The sequence below is a fragment of the Nocardia sp. PE-7 genome, assembly GCF_030486425.1.
In the GTDB taxonomy this organism is placed as follows: Bacteria; Actinomycetota; Actinomycetes; order Mycobacteriales; family Mycobacteriaceae; genus Nocardia; species Nocardia salmonicida_A.
This window is the reverse complement of the sequence record NZ_CP129614.1, coordinates 5352463-5374878: the sequence shown is the minus strand read 5'-3', so window position 1 is coordinate 5374878 and position 22416 is coordinate 5352463. Positions and strand designations below refer to the sequence as shown.

Genomic DNA, 22416 nt, shown 5'->3' with positions numbered 1-22416 from the left:
GATGGATCTGCGCCCCCCGGTATCGGCGGTGCTCGGCGAAGTCCGCACCGGCTTGCTCCCCGCGGCAGCCGCGTTGTCGCGCGATTCCGCGGCCGAACTCATGGCACTCGTGCACGGTCATCCGGTGCCGTCGAGGGAACGGCCGGTCACGTGGGCGCAATCGCCGGTCGTGCTCGAAGGTATCGACTGCAGGCTCGCCACTCCCGATCAGCGTCGTGTCAAGGCGGTCGGCACGGTCGCGGCCAGAGCCGCGGTGGTCGGTGGCCGGATCATGCAGAGTTCGGCACGCAGCGCGGTGGTGCCCGCGCAGTCGGATCGGCGACAGAAATGGGTGCACTATCTGCACCGGCCCGGTGTCGTAGAAGTGCTCACGCGCGCGCAGGCCAACCTCGGCGCCGATCTCGCCTCGGGTTTCCTCGCGGTGCGTGATGGCGCCACCGACACCTTCGACCCCGGTGCCGTCGCGGCCCGGTTGGCTGTTCGTGTTCGACGCAACCCGATGCTCGATCAGCGTCCGCCACTGCACACTCCGACAACACAGCTGCGGTGGGCCGCACGTGTCGTCGAGGGCGCCGCGGCCACGATGACGTTGACGATGTACCCCGACGAACTGCGCACCGCCGAATTCGTCGTCGGCGATATCGCGCAATTGACCGCGGTACAGGCACTGTGCGACGACATCGCGCTGCACGACTGGCTGCTGACGGTACTCACCGAGGTGATCGACGAAGCCGAGATGTCGGAACTGTCGCGGACCCCGGTGGAGAAGGTGATCAGCCCACTGCTCGAGCACCTGGTCTACCTGTGGATGCCGGGGGCTGCGACCCCACCGGTGGTACGCGGACTGTGGGATGTCCTCGAAGCCGACCCCGGATTCAGTCGGCAGTGGAACGCGCGGGTGGGGCAGTTGCGCGACAGGCTCGCCGTTGCCACGTTGGCCGCGCTGAACCGCTCCACCACGGCGTGGTGATCACAAGCGGAACAGCTGGCGAACCAGCAACGCGAAGAACACCGAGATCGAGACGATGCCGGCATAGGACTCGACGATGAGAAGTACCTGAGCGGTTGTCCCGGCGTACTCGACATCCTGGTAGCCCAGTGGGTTGAGGAAGCTGACGAAGCCGAGGTATACGGAGCGGCCGACACTGGTGGTCGAGGTCAGGGCTACGGCCAGGGTGAACAGCGCGATCTGACCAGCGATCCACGCCAGCAGCCGGAACGGCCGGTACCCGTAGCCACACAGCAGATCCGAGCTCCGGCCGAGGAAGCGTCCCAGCCGGGTGCGGTTGGCGACAGTCCGCGCGCGTGCCTGGTTCAGGCCACAGCGATCCTGACCGCGGGAGTCCTCTGTCACCGTGTACAGCCGGATGCCCTGGCGGTAGGCCAGGGCGGCGTGCGCGGGCAGCCGAGCGCGGCGCAGGTGCTCGCCGAGATCTTCGTAGACCTCGGCCAAGAGTCTGTCCTGGGTGCGGCTCAGTCGCAGCGGTCCACGCATTTCCACCTCCGCCGCGAACAGCGCGCTGAGCGCGGTGATCAACACCAGGTCGTCGCCTGCCGTTCGGAGCCGGGCAGGGTCGGCGTCGCGGTACAGGTGCGCGAACACCAGGCTGTCGCCCGATCGACGAGTCGTCGGCGGGGTGTAGCTCAGCAGAACCCGCTCGACTCGGTGATTGAAGTCGTCGAGCAGAACGTATTCGTCGGCCGCGCCGTCGCCGCGCCGGAAGTCGCCGATCTCCGCCGCGAAGGCATCCGCGTGGCGTTCGATCAAATCCGTCTTCGCCGCGACGAAGTCACTGAGATTTCGCTGTTCGGTGTGTTCCATGAGTCCCCCCGAATCGGTCGCGCCCGTCATCTACCCGGTGGCGCGTGACCGCCTTTGCGCCATCGTGGATCCGTGCGGTCCAGGGGCGGCCAACGGCTCCCCGCGGGCTCGATCCAGCGCACCAGCAGCTCGCGGGGTTCACCTGCCCCGAAGTACTGGTCCTCGTATCCGGCCCACGTGAAGCCGGATTCCTTGTACAGGTTCGCCGCGGGCACATTCGACGGGCGAACGGTGATGAAGACCGCGCCGATGCCGTCGGCGCGACAACGGTCGACCGCGCGCTCCAGCAGTGATCTGCCCAGACCTCGGCCCTGATGTGGTGGGGCGACAGCCAATCCGACGAGCCACGCGGTGCCTTCCGGCCCGACGGCGACCATGGCGTAGCCGCAGATCGAGTCGGCGAGTTCGGCTACCACCCAATGCGATCCGTGCACGTCGAACAGTTGGCGCAGCGCGAAATACGGGTAGGCCAGCTGCATGAACTCGCTGGACTCCAGCTCCGCGATCGCGGGGAGGTCCTCGACGACGGCCGACCGGAACACTGGATCGGTCAACCCGCTCGAGATGTCCAACTACCGCCCCACCTCCGTTGCGCAGCCGCAAGGTTCGCTTTCCAGAGTAAAGGCAGGGTCGGTAACCGGGCTACAAACATTGATGAAAGCCGTTGGCTCACAGTCGAAAGCCACACCCGGGGAGGAATTTCCGGGTGTGGCTTCCGGTTGTCGGCTATCGCGTCGCGCGGGGGCTACACCGGGGTCGGCGGGCGTCCGTCTCGTAGTCGGGCAACCTCCGAGCGCGCGAAGTTCACCCGTGGTGTCTGCGCGCCGTGGTCGGCGGCGAGAGCATCGGCCAGATCCGAGATCGCGTCCAGTACGAACCCGTGCCGGGTCCGCGCTTTACGGTCCGCGCCGGTACGCCGGAATGCCCGGCGCTGCTTGGCATTCCCGCAGGCGGCAGCGGATTCGGCGGCGGTCACTGTGCCGGCGGCCACCTCCGGTGCGAGGATCACGGCCAGGAATTCGCGCTCCCGCGCGACGGTGAGCCGGAACACCAGCACCGCGACGACCAGCACGACCAGCATGAGAAGTGCGATGAGGCCGATCGCGGCGAGATTGTTGCCGTTGTTGAAGTTGCCCTGCCCATCCCATAATCCGTGCAGCAGCATCGCCGTCGCCATCAGCAGCAATCCGCGCCCGGCGCGACGCGGCTCGGCGGGCCTGCCCAGCAGATACACCAACCCCGCACAGAAGATCGCCGTGTAGACCATGTGGCCGGTGGCGCCGGTCACCACCCGCATGACCACTGTCCCGAGGGAGGCATCGACCTGATTGGCGCCGAACTGGGAGGCACCGGAATTCAGGCCGTAGGAGATGTCTTCGAGGATCTCGAATCCGAGGCCGAGGAACGCGCCGAGGACGAATCCGTCGAATGCGGTGCGCACCAGTCGCGGCGCCAACGCGATCAGCAGCAGCAGCCCGAAACCCTTGGCCGTCTCCTCGGTGAACGGCGCGGCCAGCGCCGGACCCCAGTCCTGTGCCCAGGCGTAACCGAACAGCTTGCCGTAGATGCCGATCAGGGCGGTGTTGGCGTAGGACGCCATCGCCCAGGTGGCGGCGAAACCGCCCCAGGCGAAGGCGACCACGAGCAGTTTCACCGGATGGCGGGAATAGCGGTCGAAATGCCGGGCGAACCACCAGAAGATCGCACCGTAGATCCCGAAGACCAACGCGCTGACCAGGATCGCCCGACTGTAGGCGCCGTAGGTGCGCCCGATCATGGCGGCGAACAGCAGCGCACCGGACCCGACGAGAACCAGATAGACCCAGAACGCGAGGTTGCGCGGCTGGTAGAAGGTGAACGAACGGCCCCAGCCGGAATTCTCGATGGCCAGGAACCGGGCGTCGGCGAGTTCGGTGGAGGTGGTCATGACGACTCCTTTCCGGTGTGGGTGAGGCTGGCGATCATCGCGCCGACGTCGGTGAGGATGTCCTGACCCGGTTGTTCCGGGCCGAGTGCGATGATTTCGACGCCGGTGCCCTCGATGACGAACGCGGCGAGCACGCCGTCCACCTGTGGCGCCGCGTATCTGGTCATCACGCCGGACTCGCCGCTGAGGGTGGTCACCGCCACCCGATCCCCGGTCGCGGTGAGCGCGCTTCCCAATTTCTGCTGGGTCTGTTCGATCTGATCCAGCAGAGCCGCCGAGTCACCGGTGAAGGTGCCGGTCCGGACGGTGAATTGCGTGCCGCCGCGGGTCAGTACGGCGGCGTCGGGGTATCCCTGCCCGGACGGTTCGTCGCCGACGAGTTCGCCCTCCACCAGCGACCAGCCACCGTCCGCGGTGAAGGTGAACCCGCCTTTCAGGGCGAGCACGTCACCAGCGGTGGTGACGTCCGCGACCGGAATGGCATCGTCGATCCGCGGCAGGACGACACCCTGCAGGAAAGCCAGTGCGAGCACTACCAGCGCGGGCAGCAGGGTGCGCCGATCCAGGCCCCACCAGCGGCGATCCACCGGTACCCACCGATCGCCTGGATCGAAAACCTCTGCCGAGGACACAGATTCGGCTTGTGCGTGTGTTCCCATTCGGGCCTCCGTTCCGGATTCGCCACACGATAGCTGGAAATCTGTCGACGGGCTCGGCGGAAGTCGGACACACAGCGGAAAGCCACGTTCGGGAGGGGACCGAACGTGGCTTTCCGGGATGGGTGATGGCTCAGACGCTGGCGTAGGCCAGTGAGGGAACCTTGTCGGTGGCGAAGGAACTGCGCAGGTAGCACCACCAGGTGACGGCGGCCATGACGAGGAAGACGGCGGCGTAGGCCCAGAAGGCGGGGGCCATGGTCTTCAGGTGGACGTTGGACAGGCGAAGGGCCTGCTGGACCACGAAGCCGCCCGCGGCGCCGACCGCGCCGATCACACCGATCGCGGCACCGGCCTGACGCTTGGCGGAGGTGGCCGCCTCGGTCAGGTCCATGCCGTGCTCGGAGGCGTACTTCTTGGCGGTGGCGTTGAAGATCGACGGGATCATCCGGTAGGTGGAGCCGTTACCGATACCGGCCAGGATGAACAGCACGAGGAAGGCGGTCAGGTAGAGCGGGAAGCTCTTCATGTCGACAGCGGCCACGATGCCCGCCACCGCGATCGACATACCACCGAAGACGAGCACCGTGATCTTGGCGCCGCCGCCGATCTTGTCGGAGACCCAACCACCGAACGGGCGGCTGAACGAACCGACCAGGGCGCCGAGGAAGGCCAGGTTGCCCAGGGTGGTGATCCAGCCGATCTTGGCCAGGTCGGGGAAAGTGGCCTTGATCAGCGTCGGGAAGGCGAACGAGAAGCCGATGAACGAACCGAACGTGCCGATGTAGAGGAACGACATGATCCAGGTGTGCCGGTTGGTCAGCGCCAGCTTGTAGGACTTGCCGTCGGACTTGGCCTCCGACAGCGAGTCCATGAAGTACAGCGCGCCGACGGTCGCGACCGCGATGAACGGCAGCCAGAACAGCACGGCGAGGGTGATGCCGAAGCGGTAGCCGCCCGCGTCCTTGGCCATGATGTGGGTGCCGAAGGTGATCAGCAGCGGCACGATGAGCTGGGTCTGCGCGACACCGAGGTTGCCGCCCGCGGCGTTGAGGCCGAGCGCGGCGCCCTTCTTGCCCTCGGGGAAGAAGAACGAGATGTTCGACATCGACGAGGAGAAGTTGCCGCCACCGACACCGGCGAGGGAGGCCAGCACCAGGAACACCCACATGGGTGTGCTCGGCTGGTTCACGAAGTAGATGATGCCGAGCGCGGGCAGGAACAGCATCGCGGCGCTGAACGCGGTGAACGCGCGCCCACCGAACCGCGGTACCGCGAAGGTGTACGGAACTCGCAGGGCCGCGCCGACCAGGGTCGGGATCGAGGTGAGCAGCAGCGCGTTGCTCACGGCGACCGCGTTGCCCTTGCCGAGGCCCTCCAGGAAGCTGAAGCCGGCCGGGCCCATCGCGGTGACGATGGAGCCCCAGATGACCCACATGCTGAAGCCGAGATTCTCGGCGAAAACGGAGAAGTACAGATTCTTCTTGGCGGTCTTCGCGCCGCCGGACTCCCAGAACCTCGTGTTGTCGGGGTCCCAGTGGGAAATCCAGCGGCCCTTCTTCTGGTATTCGAACGACGGGGATTCCGTCGCCTGGCCGGTGGCGGCGATTGCGGTCATCGGCTTCCTCTCGATCGAGCGCGTATGCGGTGTCGAGATAAAGGTAGGAGCCGGTTGTTGCGGGACCATGGCCTCAGGTGACGTTCCCGGCAACTCGGGCTCACCGCGCGAATTCGCTGCTGGTGACAGCTCGTTTACCTGGATTCAGTAACCGAACCTGTTGTGGGCTCAGCGATCCGGGTATTCGGCGATGAGCGAGCCGAGGAAGCAGTTGGCGGCCTGCACGGCTCGCTCCGCGTCACCGTCGATGACGGCCTGCACGAGCTCGGCGTGCTCGGTGTCGTACGCGTCATCGGATTTCGCGGTCCGCGCGTGGATCACCTGCTCGATGATCGGCAGCAGCGAATCGTAGAACTCCAGATATACCGCGTTGTGGCTGGCGACGACGATCGCGCGGTGCAATTCGACGTCGGCGGCGATGGCCACCGGATCGGCTTCGGCCCAACTCCGGTTGCTGCGTTCGGCGAGCAAGCGCTGGAGGGTGGCGATATCGGCGTCGTCGCGGCGGCGCGCGGCCAGGCCCGCCGCGGTGGTGTCGAGGGCCTGGCGCAGTTCGAGGATGTCGCGTTCGTGCGCGTCGGCGAAGTACTTGCCCAGGGTGCCGCCGACCTCGGAGGTGGCGATCACGTAGGTGCCGGAGCCCTGGCGGCGTTCGAGCATGCCGGCGTGCACGAGTGCCTGGACGGCCTCGCGGACGGTATTGCGGCCGGTCCCGGTGAGCTCGGTGAGTTCGGGTTCGGTGGGGATCCGCTGACCTACCGGCCAACGGCCGGAACGGATCTCGGCCCGAAGTTGTTCGGTGACCTGGGCGATGAGGCTGGTACGCCGGACGGGTTGCACGTGAGCAAGGGTACTGGGCTGTTCGGTGAGTTACCCGTGTCCTCGTGTTCGGGAGATCGCTCACAGTCGCTTGGCAGCAGTCATCGGGTCATCCTATGATTTCCGGGTGCCGCCACTCCGCGATTTCCAGCCGGCTTCTGGCGCCGAGTCGACCCTCGTGGACGACCGGCGTAGTCGAGTCGACCCGTCTCCCGCGATCACCGAGCGGTCGCTGATCGAAGGTCGGCTGCTCGTACTGGCGGCCATCATCATGTCGGCGCTGACCTTGCGCGCCGCTGTCACCGCGTTCAGTCCCCTCGCCGAGACGATCGGGGCCGAGGTCGGGTACGGGACGGGGATCGTCGGGGTGTTCGGCATGTTGCCGACCGCGATGTTCGGTCTCGCCGGGCTCGTCGCGCCGCTGTTCGTGCGCCGGTTCGGGCTCGAACGGACCGTGTTCGTGGCGATGCTGCTGGCCGGTGCGGGGTCGCTGGTGCGGGTGTTCGCCACGGGGACCGGCGCGCTGCTGGCGTTCTCCGGGGTGGCGCTGCTCGGCATGGGCATCGGCAATGTGGTGATTCCGCCGCTGGTGAAGCGGTATTTCGGCGATCACCTGGCCGTGATCAGCTCGCTCTATATCGTGATGGTGCAGCTCAGTACTGTCATCCCGGCGTTCATCGCGGTGCCGGTGGCCGAGGCGCACGGCTGGCGGATCTCGATGGGCGTGTGGGCGCTGGTCGGTTTCGCGGCCGCGATTCCGTGGTTCGTGGTGCTGCGCGAGCGGCGTGGTCGCGACACGGTCGACACCACCGGGCTGCCCGCCGAAGCGCCCGAAGCCGGCAAGGTCTGGCGTTCACCGGTGGCCTGGGGGATGGCGGGCATGTTCGGCATGACCTCGCTGACCACCTACGCGATGTTCGCCTGGCTGCCCAAGATCCTGTCCGACGCGGGCGCGAGCGCCGGCTTCGGCGGCAGCATGGTCGGGCTGTTCGCGCTGATGGGGCTGATCCCGGCACTGGGCGCGCCGACCGTGGTCTCGCGGATGCGCAATCCGTTCCCCGTCGTCGTCGGCTGCATGGTGCTGTTCGCGACCGCTTTCGTCGGCCTGCTGGTAGCGCCGATGCACGCCACCCTGCTGTGGGTGGTGTTGCTGGGTCTGGGCCCGTCCACCTTCCCGATGGCACTCACGCTGATCAATCTGCGCACCCGCACGCCCCAGGGCTCCGCGGCGCTGTCGGGCTTCACCCAGGGCGTCGGTTACGCGGTCGCCTGCCTCGGCCCGCTGCTGTTCGGCATGCTGCACACGTGGACCGGCGGCTGGCTCGTTCCGTTCGCCATGCTGTTCGTCGCTCTCGGCGTGCTCCTCGCGGGTGCGTGGCAAGCCTGCAAACCGCGCATGCTCGAAGATTCTTGGTAACCGGTAATCGAACTTCTCACCGTCGGTCGCTTGCCGAAGTGCGGTGCGCGTGACTCTGACCTAAAATTGTCGAGACGAGTCGTAGCTCACACCCTCACGGGGGTTACCTCCGATTTCTTGCCGCTTCCTTACCTGCGGAAATCGTTGCGACACATGCCCGAAACAAAAGGGCTGATCTCACCTCCCTGACCGGGTGAAGGTGAGAAACCGTTGATTCGCGCGACATTTCCCGCAGCATTTCGGCAATACCCATTTCCTACCGTTGGGCCATCGCACTTTTGGGAGGCCCAATCTTGAGCACGCTGAAGCGGAACCACGACATCGCGCACTGGGATGCCGAAGATGTCGCGGCCTGGGAGGCCGGCGGCAAGGACGTCGCCAAGCGCAACCTGATCTGGTCTGTGATCGCCGAGCACATCGGATTCTCGGTGTGGTCGATCTGGTCGGTGATGGTGCTGTTCATGCCCACCGACAAGTACGGCATCGACGCGGCGGGCAAGTTCTTCCTCGTCGCCATGCCCACGCTGGTGGGCGCGTTCCTTCGCATTCCCTACACCGTCGCCACCGCCCGCTTCGGCGGCCGCAACTGGACGATCTTCTCGGCGTTCCTGCTGCTGATCCCGCTGATGCTGACGCTGTACTTCGTCAACCAGCCCGGCACTTCCTACACAACGTTCCTGGTCGTGGCCGCGTTCGCCGGCTTCGGTGGCGGCAACTTCGCCTCGTCGATGACCAACATCAACGCCTTCTACCCGCAGCGCCTCAAGGGCTGGGCCCTCGGGATGAACGCCGGCGGCGGCAACATCGGCGTCCCGGTGATCCAGCTGCTCGGCCTGCTGGTGCTGGTCACCCTCGGCGGCGACTACGCCTCGGTGATCTGCGCGGTCTACCTGGTCCTGGTCGGTATCACCGCCGTCGGCGCCGCCCTCTACATGGACAACCTGACCAACCAGCAGGCCGACCTGTCCTACATGGTCAAGGCCCTGCGGGTGCCGCAGTCCTGGGCGATCGCCTTCCTCTACATCGGCACTTTCGGTTCGTTCATCGGCTACAGCTTCGCCTTCGCCCAGATCCTGCAGATCAGCTTCAAGGCCGGTGGCGACACCGCCGCCCAGGCCGCCATCCACGCCGCCTCGATCGCCTTCATCGGCCCGCTGCTCGGTTCGCTGGCCCGCCCCTACGGCGGCAAGATGGCCGACCGGATCGGTGGCAGCAAGGTCGCCATCGCCACCTTCGGCGCCATGATGGTCGCCGCGCTGCTGGTGATCACCGCCTCGACGGTCGCCGACGGCAACAAGGGTGTCGCCACCGGAGCCACGATGACCCTGCTGGTCGCCGGCTTCATCGCCCTGTTCGTCCTGTCCGGTTTCGGCAACGGTGCCGTCACCAAGATCATCCCGTCGGTGTTCGAGGCCAAGTCCAAGAGCCTGCCGCTGTCGCGGACCGAGCAGGCGGCCTGGTCGCAGAACACCGCGGGCGCGCTGATCGGCTTCGTCGGTGCCATCGGTGCCCTCGGCGGGGTGGGCATCAACATGGTGCTGCGCAGCTCCTACTCCAGCACCGCCTCGGCTACCAGCGCGTTCTGGGTCTTCCTGGCCTTCTACGTGGTCTGCGCCGCCGTTACCTGGACGGTGTTCCTGCGCCGTCCGCGCCTTACCTCCGACGCCGCTGTCGTGGTCGAGGCCGAGTCCCTGGTCCTCGAGGCCGAAACCAACGCTTCGTCGGCCAATTCGTCGGCTCGCTGACAACCGACCACTACCAAGGAGGTCACTCTCATGAACAGCACTCGCAAAACAGTGGTCGTGGTCGGCCACGGCATGGTCGGACACCGTTTCGTCGAAGCCCTTCGCTCGCGCGACGAGGCAGGCCAGTGGCAGGTCATCATCCTGTCGGAGGAGAAGCTGCCCGCCTACGACCGCGTCGGCCTGTCCTACTACGTCGGCAACTGGAACGCCGATGACCTGGCCCTGCCCGGCAACATGTACGACGGCGACGAACTGGTCGACCTGCGACTGGGCCAGCGGGGCGAGTCCATCGACCTCGAAGCCAAGACCGTCACCAGCACCAGTGGCGACGTGATCGCTTACGACGCGCTGGTCATGGCGACCGGCTCCTACCCGTTCGTGCCGCCGGTCCCCGGCCACGACCTGCCCGAGTGCTTCGTCTACCGCACCATCGACGACCTCGACGGCATCCGCGCCGCCGCCGAAGCGGCCGGTCCCGGCGCGCACGGCGTCGTCGTCGGTGGCGGTCTGCTCGGTCTGGAGGCGGCCAACGCGCTGCGTCTGCTCGGGATGACCCCGCACGTCATCGAGTACAACGGTCGCCTGATGCCCGCCCAGGTCGACGCCGGCGGCGGCGCGATCCTGGAGAAGCTCGTCACCGATATCGGCCTCAATGTGCACACCGGGGTCGGCACCGCCAAGATCGTCTCGATCGAGGAGGAAGGTGCCGACAAGGTCACCGTGCACCTGTCCGACGAGGCCGAGATCAAGGCGTCGCTGGTGGTGTTCTCCGCCGGTGTCCGCCCGCAGGACGCGCTGGCCAAGGCCTCGGGCCTCGAGACCGGCGCCCGCGGCGGCATCCTCACCGACCTCACCCTGCAGACCTCCGACCCGAGCGTCTTCGCGATCGGTGAATGCGCCGCGATCGAGGGCGTCTGCTACGGCCTGGTCGCCCCCGGATACACCACCGCCGAGATCGTCGCCGACCGCCTGCTCGGCGGCGCGGGCGAGTTCCCCGGTGCCGATATGTCCACCAAGCTGAAGCTGATGGGCGTCGACGTGGCCTCCTTCGGTGACGCGCACGGCACCACCGAAGGCGCCCTCGAGGTCGTGCTGCACGACGCGGCCAAGGGCACCTACGCCAAGCTGGTCGTCTCCGACGACGCGCAGACCCTGCTCGGCGGCATCCTGGTCGGCGACGCCAGCCAGTACGCGGCCCTTCGCCCGCTGGTCGGACGCCCGCTGCCCGCCGACGCCGCCGCGCTGATCTCCCCGGCCGGCGCCGAACTCGGTGCCGACGCGCTGCCCGACGACGCCCAGATCTGCTCGTGCAACAACGTCAGCAAGGGCGCCATCTGCGGCGCGATCGCCGAGGGCGCCTGCGATATCCCCGCCGTCAAGAGCTGCACCAACGCGGGTACCTCCTGCGGTGGCTGTGTGCCGATGATCAAGAAGCTGCTCGAGCAGTCCGGCGTGGCGCTGTCGAAGTCGCTGTGTGAGCACTTCACCCAGTCGCGTGCCGAGCTCTACGACGTGGTCGCCGTCACCGGCATCCGCACCTTCTCCGAACTGATCGCCAAGCACGGCAAGGGCTCGGGCTGCGATATCTGCAAGCCGACCGTCGCCTCGATCCTGGCGTCGACCTCGAGCGAGCACATCCTCGAGGGCGAGCAGGCCGCGCTGCAGGACACCAACGACCACTTCCTGGCCAACCTGCAGAAGAACGGCACCTACTCGGTCGTCCCGCGGATGCCCGGTGGCGAGGTCACCGCCGACCAGCTGATCGTGATCGGCGAGGTGGCCAAGGAGTTCGGCCTCTACGTCAAGGTCACCGGTGGTCAGCGCATCGACCTGTTCGGCGCTCGGGTGGAGCAGCTGCCGTTGATCTGGAAGCGTCTGGTCGACGTCGGCATGGAGTCCGGCCACGCCTACGGCAAGTCGCTGCGCACCGTGAAGAGCTGCGTCGGGTCCACCTGGTGCCGCTACGGCCAGCAGGACTCGGTCGGCATGGCCGTGTTGCTGGAGAAGCGCTACCGCGGCCTGCGTTCGCCGCACAAGATCAAGCTGGCCGTGTCGGGTTGCGCGCGCGAGTGCGCCGAAGCCCGCGGCAAGGACGTCGGCGTGATCGCCACCGAGCACGGCTGGAACCTCTACGTCGGCGGCAACGGCGGCCTGACCCCCAAGCACGCGGTGCTGCTGGCCGGTGACCTCGACGACGAGACCCTGATCAGCTACATCGACCGCTACCTGATGTTCTACATCCGCACCGCCGACCGTCTGCAGCGCACCGCGCCCTGGCAGGAGGCCCTCGAAGGCGGCTTCGACTACCTCAAGGCCGTCGTCTGTGACGACAGCCTCGGCATCGCCGCCGACCTCGAGGCCGCCATGGCCAAGCACGTCGAGGGCTACAAGGACGAGTGGGCCGCCGTGCTCGAGGACGAGAACAAGCTCTCGCGCTTCGTCTCCTTCGTCAATGCCCCTGACCAGGCCGACCCGACGATTTCGTTCGACGACAGCGGAGAACGCAAGGTACCAGTGCTCCTCGGTCTTCCCGGCATGCCCGTCGGTGTTGCTTCGGACACAGCACCGGCCGGGAAATAAGTACTTAACGCTGCGGAAACAGGGCGCCTGTACCAATAGGTAAGGCGTTCGGAGGAGGAACCGATGACCGTTATCGACACACCCACCATCACCACTGAGACCGCGACCTGGACCCAGGCGTGCAGGCTCGATTTCCTGATCCCGGGGCGCGGCGTTGCTGTCCTGCTGAAGGGCGGCCGTCAGGCGGCACTGTTCCTACTCACCGACGGCACGCTCGCCGCCGTCGGCAATATCGACCCGTTCGGCCGTGCCGCGGTGATGTCGCGCGGCATCATCGGTGATCGCGGCGGCGTTCCCGTCGTCGCCTCGCCGCTGCTCAAGCAAGCTTTCTCGTTGATCGACGGCCGTTGTCTCGACGACGAGTCCCAGTCCCTGCCGGTGTACGCGGTCCAACTCGACGGCGGCGTCGTCGCGGTCTCGAACGAACCGGTGCAGACCCCATGACCTCTCCCACCGACAGTGGCCCGTGCCTTGCCGGCTTCACCATCGGCGTCACCGCGGCTCGCCGCGCCGAGGAATTCAGCACCCTGCTCACCCGCCGGGGCGCGACCGTCACGTCCGCCCCTGCCATTCGGATCATCCCGCTGGCCGATGACACCGAGCTCGAACGCGTCACCGAACTGCTGATCACCGATCCGCCGCAGATCACCGTCGCCACCACCGGCATCGGTTTCCGCGGCTGGATGGAAGCGGCCGAGGGCTGGGGTCTGGCCGAGGTCCTGCGCGACACTCTCGCCTCGACCCGGATGCTGGCCCGCGGCCCGAAGGCCAAGGGCGCGATCCGCGCGGCCGAGCTGCGCGAGGAGTGGTCGCCTGCCTCGGAGTCCTCGGCCGAGGTCCTCGATCATCTGCTCGCCGAGGGCGTCGAGGGCGTCCGCATCGCGGTGCAGCTGCACGGCGCGACCACCGAATGGGAGCCGGTTCCCGACTTCTGCGAGGTGCTGCGTTGCGCGGGCGCCGACGTGGTTCCGGTCCCGGTGTATCGGTGGGAACCGCCTGCCGATCGTGGGCCGATGGACACGATGATCGATGCGATCATCTCCGGCAGCCTGGACTGCGTCACCTTCACCAGCGCGCCCGCCGTGGCGTCGATGTTGATGCGCGCCAAGGAAACCGGGCTCCTGGAGTCGGTGCTGCACGCGTTCCGTGGCCGGGTGCTCGCTGCCTGCGTGGGACCGATCACCGCCGCTCCGCTCGAAGAGCTCGGCGTGCCGACCACGATGCCGGGCCGGGCCCGGTTGGGTGCGCTGGCTCGCCATGTGGCAGAGGAACTTCCGCGCCGCGCCAGCCGGATCTACGCGGCCGGTCATCTGATCAGCGTGCGCGGTGGATGCGTTGTCGTCGACGGTGAGGTGCGTCAGCTGGCGCCGGCCCCGATGGCGTTGATGCGGTCGCTGGCTCGTCAGCCGGGTCGGGTCGTCTCGCGCGAAGACCTGCTGGCCGCGCTGCCGGGCGGTGGCGACGACACCCATGCGGTGGAGACGGCGATCGCGCGACTGCGGGCCGGTCTGGGGACCCCCAAGGCGATTCAGACTGTGGTGAAGCGTGGGTATCGGCTGGCGTTGGACGCGGCCGACTGCTCCGACACTCCTCCCGCGCGAGCGGCTGTCCAGGCACCGCACGCCGCGGGGATCGGAACGCCCGCCCGCTCGCCCCGGCCCGCGCAAGCGATCGGGGTGTGGTGAGCGCCGGGCTGCCGGGTGATCCGGCACTGGTGTTGGTCGCGCACGGAACTCGCAGTGCGCGCGGGGTGGAAATGATCGCCGCGCTCGCCGAGGCCGTGGCCGCCGAACTCGGCGTCGCGGTGTCCTCGGCGCCGAATGCCTCGCTGCGGACCGCTTTCGTCGACGTGCTCGGGCCCTCGCCGTCGGAGGTTCTGCGTGATCTCGACGGCCCCGCTGTGGTGGTTCCGGCGTTTCTCGCCTCGGGGTATCACGTGTATCAGGACGTTCCGCGTGAGGTTGCCGAGAGTGGGCACGGCGCGGTCGCCGTGACGGCGGCGATGGGACCGGATCCGGCGTTGACGCGGATCATGGCGGTGCGCTTGCGTGCTGCCGGGTGGAAGCCGGGCGACGCGGTCGTCTTCGCGGCTGCCGGTTCTTCGGATTCGCGTGCGCGCCAGGATGTTCGGCGTGCCGCGGGGATGCTGGCCGAGCAACTGGATGCGCCGGTGAAGATCGCCTATGTGGCGACCGGGACGCCTCGGGTGCCCGAAGTTGTTGCCTCGCTTCGTGAGTCGGGTGCCGAGCGGGTGTTCATCGCGTCCTATCTGTTGGCGCACGGTCTCTTTCACCAGCGGTTGCACGATGCGGGCGCCGATGGGGTGGCCGATCCGATCGGCGTGCATCCCGGGGTTGTTCGGTTGATCGTCGATCGGTATCGGAGCGCGGCTCGCGAGCTGGTCGGCGTTCGCTGAAGCCGATCGCGCGCAGTCGGCCGGTGTCGGCGGCTGCGACTAGAGTTGGCCCCGACTTCACAACAAGGGGGCACAGCTCGATGTCAGATTCGTCCGCGGGTCAGGGTTATCCATCGCAGGATGACGGGCTGACGGCGTATCCGGACGAGTCGGCAGTGCGTGGCCCCGCGAACCCGGTGGTTCCCGGGGCCTATCCGCAGCCGCCGAGCCAGGCGATACCGCAGCCGCCGTATGGACCGGTGCCGGGATCGCCGCCACCCTACGGGCCTGTGCCTCAGTCCTACGGGCCGAGCGCTCCGTATCCCGTGCCGGCCGGCCCTTATCCGCCGGTGGACGCCGCGCCGCGGGTGGCGCCGCAGAGTGTGCAGATCGCGTTCTACGTGATGCTGACCGGAGCGGTGGTCACGCTGCTCGCCATGGCCTACTCGCTCACCATGCTCGACGAGGTGCGAAGCAATGCGCTCGACGCGTCGGGTGGCGTACTGCGGGGTGACGACCTCGACCTGCTCGTGTACGCGAGCATCGGTGGGGGCGTAGTGAGTTCACTGGTCACGGCGGGGCTGTGGGTGTGGATGGCCTTCGTCTGCCGAGCGGGCAAGAACTGGGGGCGGATCACGGGCACGGTGTTCTTCGGGCTCAACGCGCTGTTCTATGTCTTCGGCACGGTGATGGCGATGGTCACCGCGACGGCCGGTATCGCGCTGGTGTTCAGCACCGTCACGCTGGCTGTCGGGCTGGCCGCGGTGATTCTGTTGTGGAACGGCATGTCCGGTCCCTACTTCGCGCCACGGACGCCACAGGGTTATCAGCCCTACCCCGGCTATCCGCCCGTCGCGCCGTAGGTGAAGTTCGCCCGGTAGACACTCGGGGGAACGCCGAGCAGGCGAACCATGTGCTGGCGCAACGACTCCGCCGACCCGATCCCGCTGTGCCGGGCGACCTGCTCGATCGGCAACGAGGTCGATTCCAGCAGTTCCCTGGCTCGGTGGATGCGCTGACTCAGTAACCACTTCTGCGGGCTCAGGCCGGTTTCCTCGTGGAATCGGCGGGTGAGGGTGCGCACGCTGGTTCGCGCGTGTTCGGCCAGTTCGCGCAGCGACAGGGGAGTGTCGAGGCGCTGCAGCGCCCAGGCCCGGGTGGCGGAGAGCGAGAGATCGTCGTCGGCGGGTAGCGGGGTGTCGACGAATTGGGCTTGGCCGCCGGCCCGCACCGGAGTGACCACCGCCGCCCGCGCGGCGGCGTTCGCCACGGTGGCGCCGTAGTCGGCTCGAATCAGATGCAGGCACAGGTCGATTCCGGCCGCCGCGCCTGCCGCGGTGGTCACCGGCCCGTCCTCGATGAACAGTGCGTCGGAGCGCACCCGGACGAGGGGATGGTCGCGGGCCAGTTCGTCGGCAAGGCCCCAGTGCGTGGTCGCGGCGCGGCCACCACGGCAATCGTCTTCATGGCCTGAACCTTGGGATAGCTGGCATTCCGGCCACTAGTCTAGTGCTCGCGAGAGCGGCATCGTTGAGGGTGCGGGTGGAACCCCGCTGTCCCAACGAAAGCTGTTGTCGTGAAAGGGAATTCAAATGTCCACTCAGGTAGTGATCGGCCGAGGTGGTACCGCGACCGCCACCGCGTTGTTGCTCGCCGAGGCCGGAGATCGCGTGCGGATGGTGAGCCGCAGCGGGCTCGGCCCCGACCATCCCGGCGTGGAACCGATCGCGCTCGACGCGCTCGACACCACCGCCCTGACCGAGGTCGCGACCGGTGCGGCCACCGTCTTCAATCTGGCGATGCCCGCCTATCACACCTGGCCGGACACGGTTCCGCCCCTGTTCGGTTCGATCCTGTCGGCGACGGAAAGCGTCGGCGCCGACCTGGTCATGTTGGGAAATCTGTACGGCTACGGCCCGGTCGACGGTGTCGTCAGCGAACACACCCCGCTCGCCGCGACGGGGAGCAAAGGCGTAGTGCGAGCCAGGATGTGGACCGATGCGCTCGCCGCGCACGAGACAGGCCGGTTGCGTGTCACCGAACTGCGCGCGGGTCAATTCCTCGGCGCGGGTGCTGTCTCGGTCTTCTCCCTGCTCGTTCAGTCCGCGGTCCTGGCGAACACCCCGGCCCGGGTACCGCAGGAACTCGACCTCGCGCACTCGTTCACCGCGATCGGCGACGCTGCGGCCGCGCTGGTCACTCTCGCGCGCGATGACCGGTCGTGGGGGAGGGCCTGGCACGCCCCGGTGATCACCACGACCGTGCGTGCGGTCGCGACCAGGCTCGCCGCGCTGGCCGGCGCCGCGACACCGGAACTGGCGGTACTCACCGACGCGGAGATCACCGAACTCGCCGAGCAGGACCCGTTCTGGGCCGAGTTGTTCGAGACGAAACACATGTCCCATCGTGAGTTCGTCGTCGACGATTCGGCGATGCGGACCACCTTCGGCCGCACCGCGTCGACGCTGGACGAGGTGCTCGCCGAGGTGGTCACCGCCGACGCGGCCGCGCGGGTAACCGTGCCCGACGCGGGGTAGATGCCGTAGGTTTGCCGGAGAACCAGTCAACGGTTGCTCCGAATCCCGGGAGGCCCGGTGCGGCAAGATGAGGGTGGTATCGGCGCGGTAGCTGCCGTGGTGGCGGCCGAGGCCGCGCCGATTCCCTTGTCCACCGGGCAATTACGCTGGTGGGTAGCTCATCAGCTGGCACCCGACGTGCCCGCCACCATCGCCCTGTATCTGGATCTGCGTGGGCCACTGGATATCGCGCGCCTGAGCACGGCGATGCGCTCGGCGGCGGCGCGACTGCAATCACCCCACGTACGCCTACGTCTCATCGACGGCCGACCCCACCAGTACCTCGACCCGACCGTGTTCGGCGAACTCACCGACATCGACCTCACCGGTGATACGAAGGAACCGCGTCAGGACTCGGCGTGCCCCGCGGTGGCCGAAGCGCACTCGCGCATGGAAGCCGATCGCCGAGCTCGGCTGGATCTGTGCGCGGACGCGATCACCGTCGCAGTCCTGTACCGCGTGGGTCCCGAGCGGTGCTTTCTCTACCTACGCAGTCACCACCTGGTACTCGATGGAGTCGGTGCGGCGGCGGTGTTGCGACTGGCCGCCGAGAACTACTCCAAGGCAACAGATCTCGACCAGAAGGGTGTGCTGTCGATCGCGGATCTGGTCGACGCGGATCGACGCTATCGCGACTCCGCCCGGGCCGTCGCGGATCGGGCCTTCTGGGCCGAAGAGGTTGCCGGACTGCCTGATCCGGCAGGACTCGCCGGTATCGCGGCGCCCGCGTCGGCAGACCCGCATCGGGTATCGGCCCGTCTAGACGAGCGGACCGCGCACCTGCTGGCCATCGCGAGGCAGCGTTACGCGGCGAGCTTTCCGGAGTTGACCGCCGCCGCTTTCGCCGCTTTCCTGGCGAGAATGTCGAGCGCCGACCAGGTCGTCTTGTCGCTGCCGGTAGCCGCTCGGCCCACCGCGGCTCTTCGTCGCTCGGCGGGTTCGGTCTCCAATGTCGTACCCCTGCGCCTGCGTGACCTCGCCACGACATCAGTCGAAGACCTGATCGGCCAGGTGCGGCTGCGGGTGATCGGCGCCCTGCGCCACCAGTGCTACCGCTACGAGGACATCCAACGCGACCGTGGCGAAACCCAGATCGCCCGAGGCGGATTCGGCCCGGTGATCAACCTCCTCGGCTTCACCGCGCCGTTGACCCTCGGCCCCGTGACCGGCCACGCCCATCTTTTGAGCCTTGGCCCCGTCGAAGACCTCCTCGTCAACGGCTACCAACTCGGTCCCGACAACACCACCGCGACCATCGACTTCCAGGCCAACCCGGCCTGCTACGACGCCGCCACCCTGGCCTGGTACCACCGCCTGTTCCTCGATTGGTTCGCCACTTTCCTCGCCGCCGACCCGACCCGGTCGATCCGCGACCTGACCCCCGCGCACGACGTGCGGTCGTCCGCCGCCGAGAGTGCGGAACAGGCTGACGCACCGGTCGGCAGTTGTCGCCGCGACGGGATCGAGGTGGTACACGACTGCGCGGCAACAGCTTCGACGTTGAGCGACTTGCTCAGCGGGTTCGACGAGGCGGACAGCGTCGCCGTGGTGGACGGCTCCAGGTCGATGACCTACCGGGAGCTCGGTGAGTCGGCGGCGCGGTGGGCCAGGGTGCTCATCGCGCACGGCGCCACACCGGGAAGTCCGGTGCTCACCGCGATTCCGAGGTCGCTCGAGTCCGTGCTGGCGGTGCGCGCCATCGCCGCCGCCGGTGCCTGCCTGACGCCGATCGATGTGGGCGATCCGAGCGAGCGGGTCGCCAGGATCGTCGCCGGATCCGGTGCGGTGCTCGGGCTGACGACACGAGCCGCGAACCCTGGGGAATCCGGCCATTCCTCCGGGGTCACGTGGCTGCTGCTCGATGACGCGCGAACCCTGGCGCACGTCGCCGATCAGGCGTCGGAGCCCGTCACCGACGCGGACCGCGACGGACGGCTGACACCCGCGCACCCGGCCTACCTGATCCACACCTCGGGAACCACCGGGACGCCCAAAGGCGTCGCGGTCACGCACCGCGGCCTGGCTCCCTTGACCAGCCACCTGCTCGACCGCTATCGAACGACACCCGATTCGGTAGTGCTACACGCGCATTCACCAGCGTTCGACGCGCACCTGCTCGAACTCCTCGCCGCGTTCGCGGCGGGTGCACGCCTGGTAGTCGAACCGCCCACGGTCGTCGCAGGCGCGGAACTGACCGGGCTGATCACCGAGCATCGAGTCACCCATCTGCTCACCACTCCCGTCGTGTTGGCGACCCTGCGCCCTGCGGAGGTACCGACTCTGGCGGTGGTGGTCGTCGGTGGCGAGGCCTGCCCGCCGGAACTGGTCGTCACCTGGGCATCCCGAGTCCGCTTGCACAACGGCTACGGCCCGACCGAGGCCACGGTGATGGCCACCCAGTCGCCGCCGCTGGCGTCGGGGGAGCCGGTGACCATAGGCTCGCCGCTGCCGGAAGTGTCCGCGCTGCTCCTGGACGCACACCTCCGGGCTGTTCCCGCCGGAGCCCGCGCCGAGCTGTACCTCGGCGGACCCTGTGTGGCACAGGGGTATATCGGCGACCCCGCGAGCACGGCGGCGCGTTTCGTGGCAGATCCCCGAGGTACCGGCGAGCGTGTCTACCGCACCGGCGATCTCGTCGGCCCGCGCGCCGACGGCGGCTACGAGTTCCTCGGCCGCATCGATACTCAACTGGCTGTGCGCGGCCGCCGCATCGAACCGGCCGAAGTCGAAACTGCCCTGCTCGCCGACCCCACCATCACCCGCGCGGCTGTCGATATCGCCGACGCGGGCACTCCCGCAGCGCGTCTCATCGGTTACGTCGTCCCTACCCGAGCTCCCGGTCCGCAACCCTCCACAACGGACACCACCTTCGACAGTGGTTCGGCTCTTGGCCGCCCCGGATCGGAGGATCTGTCCGCATCGGACACCAGCTTCGATGCCGCCGCATCCCTCGCCCGCCTCCGTACTGTCCTGCCCACAGCTTTGGTCCCCGCCGCCCTGATCACCCTCGACCGCCTCCCGCTGACAGCCAACGGAAAACTCGACCGCGCGGCACTTCCCACACCGCCCGCCACCCCCTATCGGCCGCCACGGACACCGCTACAACTCGTGGTCGCCACCACCTTCGCCCTCGCCTGCCACCTCGACGCGGTCGGCGCCGACGACGACTTCTTCGCCATCGGTGGCAATTCACTGACCGGCGTGCGTGTTTCCGCGGAACTGGCCGAGGCGACGAACACCCCGATCACGGTCCGCTGGCTCTACACCGCACCCACGGTCGCCGCGCTCGCCCACCGTATCGAGACCTACCGTGCCGACGCCGACCCCGGCGCCGACGCCCTCGCCACCGTGCTGCCCTTGCGCACCGGCGGGACCCACCCACCGTTGTTCTGTGTCCACTCCGCCGTCCCGCTCGCCTGGTGCTACACCGGCCTGGCGCGCCACCTCACCGACCGTCCTGTCTACGGATTGCAAGCACCGACCTTGTCGGCGGCAGATCCTGGCCGGACCGCGGCAGGCGAGCACGCGACTGCGCGACCCGACGACCTGACCGTCGACTTCCTCGCCGCCACCTACGGCACCGAGATCACCCGCCTACAACCCGAGGGTCCTATCCACCTGCTCGGCTGGTCCCTCGGCGGCCAACTCGCCCACGCCACCGCCGTCCGCCTGCGCGCCGCAGGTCGCGACGTCGCCACCCTGGCCATGCTCGACAGCGTCGTCGTCCCCGATCACGCGGACCCGCCCCCGCGCCCCCGCATGCGCGATCTCCTCACCCACCTGCTCGGCGACGAACCCGACGACGCCGACGCGCTTCCCGATGTCTCCGCCGAGGAAGCCGCAGCCGAATTAGCCGGAGCCGGGGCGAGTTTCGGGTCCGGTCTCACCGTCGAACAACTCACCAGGCTGCACGAGGCCTACGCCGACGGCGTACGCCTCTCCCACGGTTACCGCCCCGACCTGTTCGACGGCGACCTCCTCTACTTCTGCGCCACCCAGGGCATGACCGCCTTCCTCGACGCTCAGATTTGGCGCCCCTTCGTCACCGGCCGTCTCATCGAACACCCCGTCGACACCACCCATGCCCAACTCACCAACGCCGACGTCGTCACCCGCATCGGCCCGATCCTCGATCGTCATCTGCGCGAAGTCGAGATCGCGACGGCCGCGACATGACCACCCTGCGCTCGACGAGAGGTCGACGGACCGACGCCACCTGGTGGTGCGTCTACGACGACCCCGCCCGCTGGTCCGCCGAACACCCACGAACAGCACCCCTGATCGACTGGTTCACCGACACCCTGATGCGCCCCGACCCCGCCCAGGGCAGACCCGGCCCCGTATGCCCGTTCGTCAAACCCGCTGTGGCACATCGCACCCTGTGGATCGCCGAACTGACGAACACCGGCGAGATCGCCGCCGCCGTCGACGACGCCTTCGAGCTCTACCGCACTCTCGACCACACCTCGGCGGTCCTCACCGTCTTCCCCGAGCTCGCCGACACCGCCCGCATCGACGCCGCACACGCCGCCCGCAAGAGCGACATCGTCCGCGCGGGCGCGATGCTCGGCCAGTTCTACCCAGGCTGTCCGGTCGCGGGCCTGTGGAACCGCGACTACCGCCCGCTGCACGCCCCGCTGCCGATGCTGGTGATCCGCCCGATGATGAACACCGATTTTCCGTTCCTCGTCGGCGAAACGGAGTGGCTCTCGGCCTATCTCGCCCGGCACGCGCCCGGGCTCCCGCGCAAGCTGCGCACGACGATTGCGGACCGGATGCACGTGCCCGACGTGGGACCCGCCTCGATCACCGAACTGCGCGCACATTTTCCGGATGAACACGCACAATAGGGACACGAACC

At 67.9% G+C, this 22416-nt stretch carries 18 protein-coding genes; 11 read left to right on the top strand and 7 right to left on the bottom strand.

The window, feature by feature from the left end; genetic code table 11:
- The first annotated feature begins 1 nt into the window (after window position 1).
- The gene (locus QX204_RS25235; protein ID WP_301902833.1) at window positions 2-970 is read left to right on the top strand and encodes an SCO2521 family protein; all 969 of its coding nucleotides are present in this window, start codon (window positions 2-4) and stop codon (window positions 968-970) included.
- On the opposite strand, the gene QX204_RS25230 is transcribed toward QX204_RS25235, so the two are convergent.
- From QX204_RS25230 to QX204_RS25205, 6 genes are all read right to left on the bottom strand, one after another.
- Window positions 971-1822, bottom strand: coding sequence for a hypothetical protein (locus tag QX204_RS25230; RefSeq protein WP_301902832.1), 852 nt, complete (start codon window positions 1820-1822; stop codon window positions 971-973).
- 26 nt (window positions 1823-1848) lie between these two features.
- Window positions 1849-2394 carry a GNAT family N-acetyltransferase gene (locus QX204_RS25225; RefSeq protein ID WP_301902831.1) on the bottom strand — a complete coding sequence of 182 codons (546 nt, stop codon included), beginning with the start codon at window positions 2392-2394 and terminating at the stop codon, window positions 1849-1851.
- Window positions 2395-2567: 173 nt separating this feature from the next.
- On the bottom strand, window positions 2568-3749 hold the full coding sequence (locus QX204_RS25220) for a PrsW family intramembrane metalloprotease (protein WP_301902830.1): 1182 nt from the start codon (window positions 3747-3749) through the stop codon (window positions 2568-2570).
- The gene (locus QX204_RS25215) at window positions 3746-4408 is read right to left on the bottom strand and encodes a hypothetical protein (protein WP_301902828.1); all 663 of its coding nucleotides are present in this window, start codon (window positions 4406-4408) and stop codon (window positions 3746-3748) included. Before QX204_RS25215 ends, QX204_RS25220 begins: the two co-directional genes overlap by 4 nt.
- 130 nt (window positions 4409-4538) lie before the next feature.
- Window positions 4539-6023 (bottom strand): MFS transporter, encoded by a 1485-nt coding sequence (locus QX204_RS25210; RefSeq protein ID WP_301902826.1) that lies wholly within the window; start codon window positions 6021-6023, stop codon window positions 4539-4541.
- 168 nt (window positions 6024-6191) lie between these two features.
- Window positions 6192-6863, bottom strand: a complete 672-nt coding sequence (locus QX204_RS25205) for a FadR/GntR family transcriptional regulator (protein ID WP_062983659.1) — start codon at window positions 6861-6863, stop codon at window positions 6192-6194.
- Between the two features lie 250 nt (window positions 6864-7113).
- Here QX204_RS25205 and QX204_RS25200 point away from each other — a divergent pair, with 250 nt between their 5' ends.
- The 7 genes from QX204_RS25200 to QX204_RS25170 all read left to right on the top strand — a co-directional run bounded on the left by QX204_RS25200 (window position 7114) and on the right by QX204_RS25170 (window position 15842).
- Complete coding sequence (locus QX204_RS25200; protein WP_301908104.1) at window positions 7114-8259, top strand: MFS transporter; 1146 nt, start codon at window positions 7114-7116, stop codon at window positions 8257-8259.
- Window positions 8260-8549: 290 nt separating this feature from the next.
- Window positions 8550-10004, top strand: a complete 1455-nt coding sequence (locus QX204_RS25195; RefSeq protein ID WP_301908103.1) for an MFS transporter — start codon at window positions 8550-8552, stop codon at window positions 10002-10004.
- 30 nt (window positions 10005-10034) lie between these two features.
- The gene (gene nirB, locus QX204_RS25190; RefSeq protein WP_301902821.1) at window positions 10035-12584 is read left to right on the top strand and encodes a nitrite reductase large subunit NirB; all 2550 of its coding nucleotides are present in this window, start codon (window positions 10035-10037) and stop codon (window positions 12582-12584) included.
- 63 nt (window positions 12585-12647) lie between these two features.
- Complete coding sequence (gene nirD / locus QX204_RS25185; protein WP_301902820.1) at window positions 12648-13028, top strand: nitrite reductase small subunit NirD; 381 nt, start codon at window positions 12648-12650, stop codon at window positions 13026-13028.
- Window positions 13025-14269: a uroporphyrinogen-III synthase gene (locus QX204_RS25180; protein ID WP_301902818.1), complete on the top strand. Its 1245-nt coding sequence runs from the start codon at window positions 13025-13027 to the stop codon at window positions 14267-14269. Before nirD ends, QX204_RS25180 begins: the two co-directional genes overlap by 4 nt.
- Before the next feature lie 71 nt (window positions 14270-14340).
- Window positions 14341-15000 (top strand): sirohydrochlorin chelatase, encoded by a 660-nt coding sequence (locus tag QX204_RS25175; RefSeq protein ID WP_301908102.1) that lies wholly within the window; start codon window positions 14341-14343, stop codon window positions 14998-15000.
- A 269-nt stretch (window positions 15001-15269) separates the two neighbouring features.
- Window positions 15270-15842 (top strand): hypothetical protein, encoded by a 573-nt coding sequence (locus tag QX204_RS25170; protein ID WP_301902817.1) that lies wholly within the window; start codon window positions 15270-15272, stop codon window positions 15840-15842.
- On the opposite strand, the gene QX204_RS25165 is transcribed toward QX204_RS25170, so the two are convergent.
- Entirely contained in the window at window positions 15821-16360 is a 540-nt protein-coding gene (locus QX204_RS25165; RefSeq protein WP_301902816.1) for a GlxA family transcriptional regulator, read from the bottom strand. The two genes, QX204_RS25170 and QX204_RS25165, sit on opposite strands and share 22 nt — an antisense overlap.
- 211 nt (window positions 16361-16571) lie before the next feature.
- Between QX204_RS25165 and QX204_RS25160 the strand changes: the two genes are divergently transcribed.
- Genes QX204_RS25160 through QX204_RS25150 form a run of 3 tightly spaced genes read left to right on the top strand, consistent with a single transcriptional unit; the run spans window position 16572 to window position 22405 of the window.
- A complete protein-coding gene (locus QX204_RS25160; protein ID WP_301902815.1) occupies window positions 16572-17516 on the top strand; it encodes a Rossmann-fold NAD(P)-binding domain-containing protein in 945 nt (314 codons plus the stop codon).
- A 57-nt stretch (window positions 17517-17573) separates the two neighbouring features.
- A complete protein-coding gene (locus QX204_RS25155) occupies window positions 17574-21731 on the top strand; it encodes a non-ribosomal peptide synthetase (protein WP_301902814.1) in 4158 nt (1385 codons plus the stop codon).
- The gene (locus tag QX204_RS25150) at window positions 21728-22405 is read left to right on the top strand and encodes a DUF6875 domain-containing protein (RefSeq protein ID WP_301902813.1); all 678 of its coding nucleotides are present in this window, start codon (window positions 21728-21730) and stop codon (window positions 22403-22405) included. Before QX204_RS25155 ends, QX204_RS25150 begins: the two co-directional genes overlap by 4 nt.
- The last annotated feature ends 11 nt before the right edge of the window (window positions 22406-22416 follow it).

Excerpts from the sequence above, each read along its gene's own strand:
- QX204_RS25210 (WP_301902826.1), bottom strand. The coding sequence starts at position 6,023 with ATGACCGCAATCGCCGCCACCGGCCAGGCGACGGAATCCCCGTCGTTC.
- QX204_RS25230 (WP_301902832.1), bottom strand. The coding sequence starts at position 1,822 with ATGGAACACACCGAACAGCGAAATCTCAGTGACTTCGTCGCGGCGAAG.
- nirD (WP_301902820.1), top strand. The coding sequence starts at position 12,648 with ATGACCGTTATCGACACACCCACCATCACCACTGAGACCGCGACCTGG.
- QX204_RS25200 (WP_301908104.1), top strand. The coding sequence starts at position 7,114 with ATGTCGGCGCTGACCTTGCGCGCCGCTGTCACCGCGTTCAGTCCCCTC.
- QX204_RS25160 (WP_301902815.1), top strand. The coding sequence starts at position 16,572 with ATGTCCACTCAGGTAGTGATCGGCCGAGGTGGTACCGCGACCGCCACC.
- QX204_RS25180 (WP_301902818.1), top strand. The coding sequence starts at position 13,025 with ATGACCTCTCCCACCGACAGTGGCCCGTGCCTTGCCGGCTTCACCATC.
- QX204_RS25150 (WP_301902813.1), top strand. The coding sequence starts at position 21,728 with ATGACCACCCTGCGCTCGACGAGAGGTCGACGGACCGACGCCACCTGG.
- QX204_RS25215 (WP_301902828.1), bottom strand. The coding sequence starts at position 4,408 with ATGGGAACACACGCACAAGCCGAATCTGTGTCCTCGGCAGAGGTTTTC.
- nirB (WP_301902821.1), top strand. The coding sequence starts at position 10,035 with ATGAACAGCACTCGCAAAACAGTGGTCGTGGTCGGCCACGGCATGGTC.
- QX204_RS25220 (WP_301902830.1), bottom strand. The coding sequence starts at position 3,749 with ATGACCACCTCCACCGAACTCGCCGACGCCCGGTTCCTGGCCATCGAG.
- QX204_RS25235 (WP_301902833.1), top strand. The coding sequence starts at position 2 with ATGGATCTGCGCCCCCCGGTATCGGCGGTGCTCGGCGAAGTCCGCACC.
- QX204_RS25175 (WP_301908102.1), top strand. The coding sequence starts at position 14,341 with ATGATCGCCGCGCTCGCCGAGGCCGTGGCCGCCGAACTCGGCGTCGCG.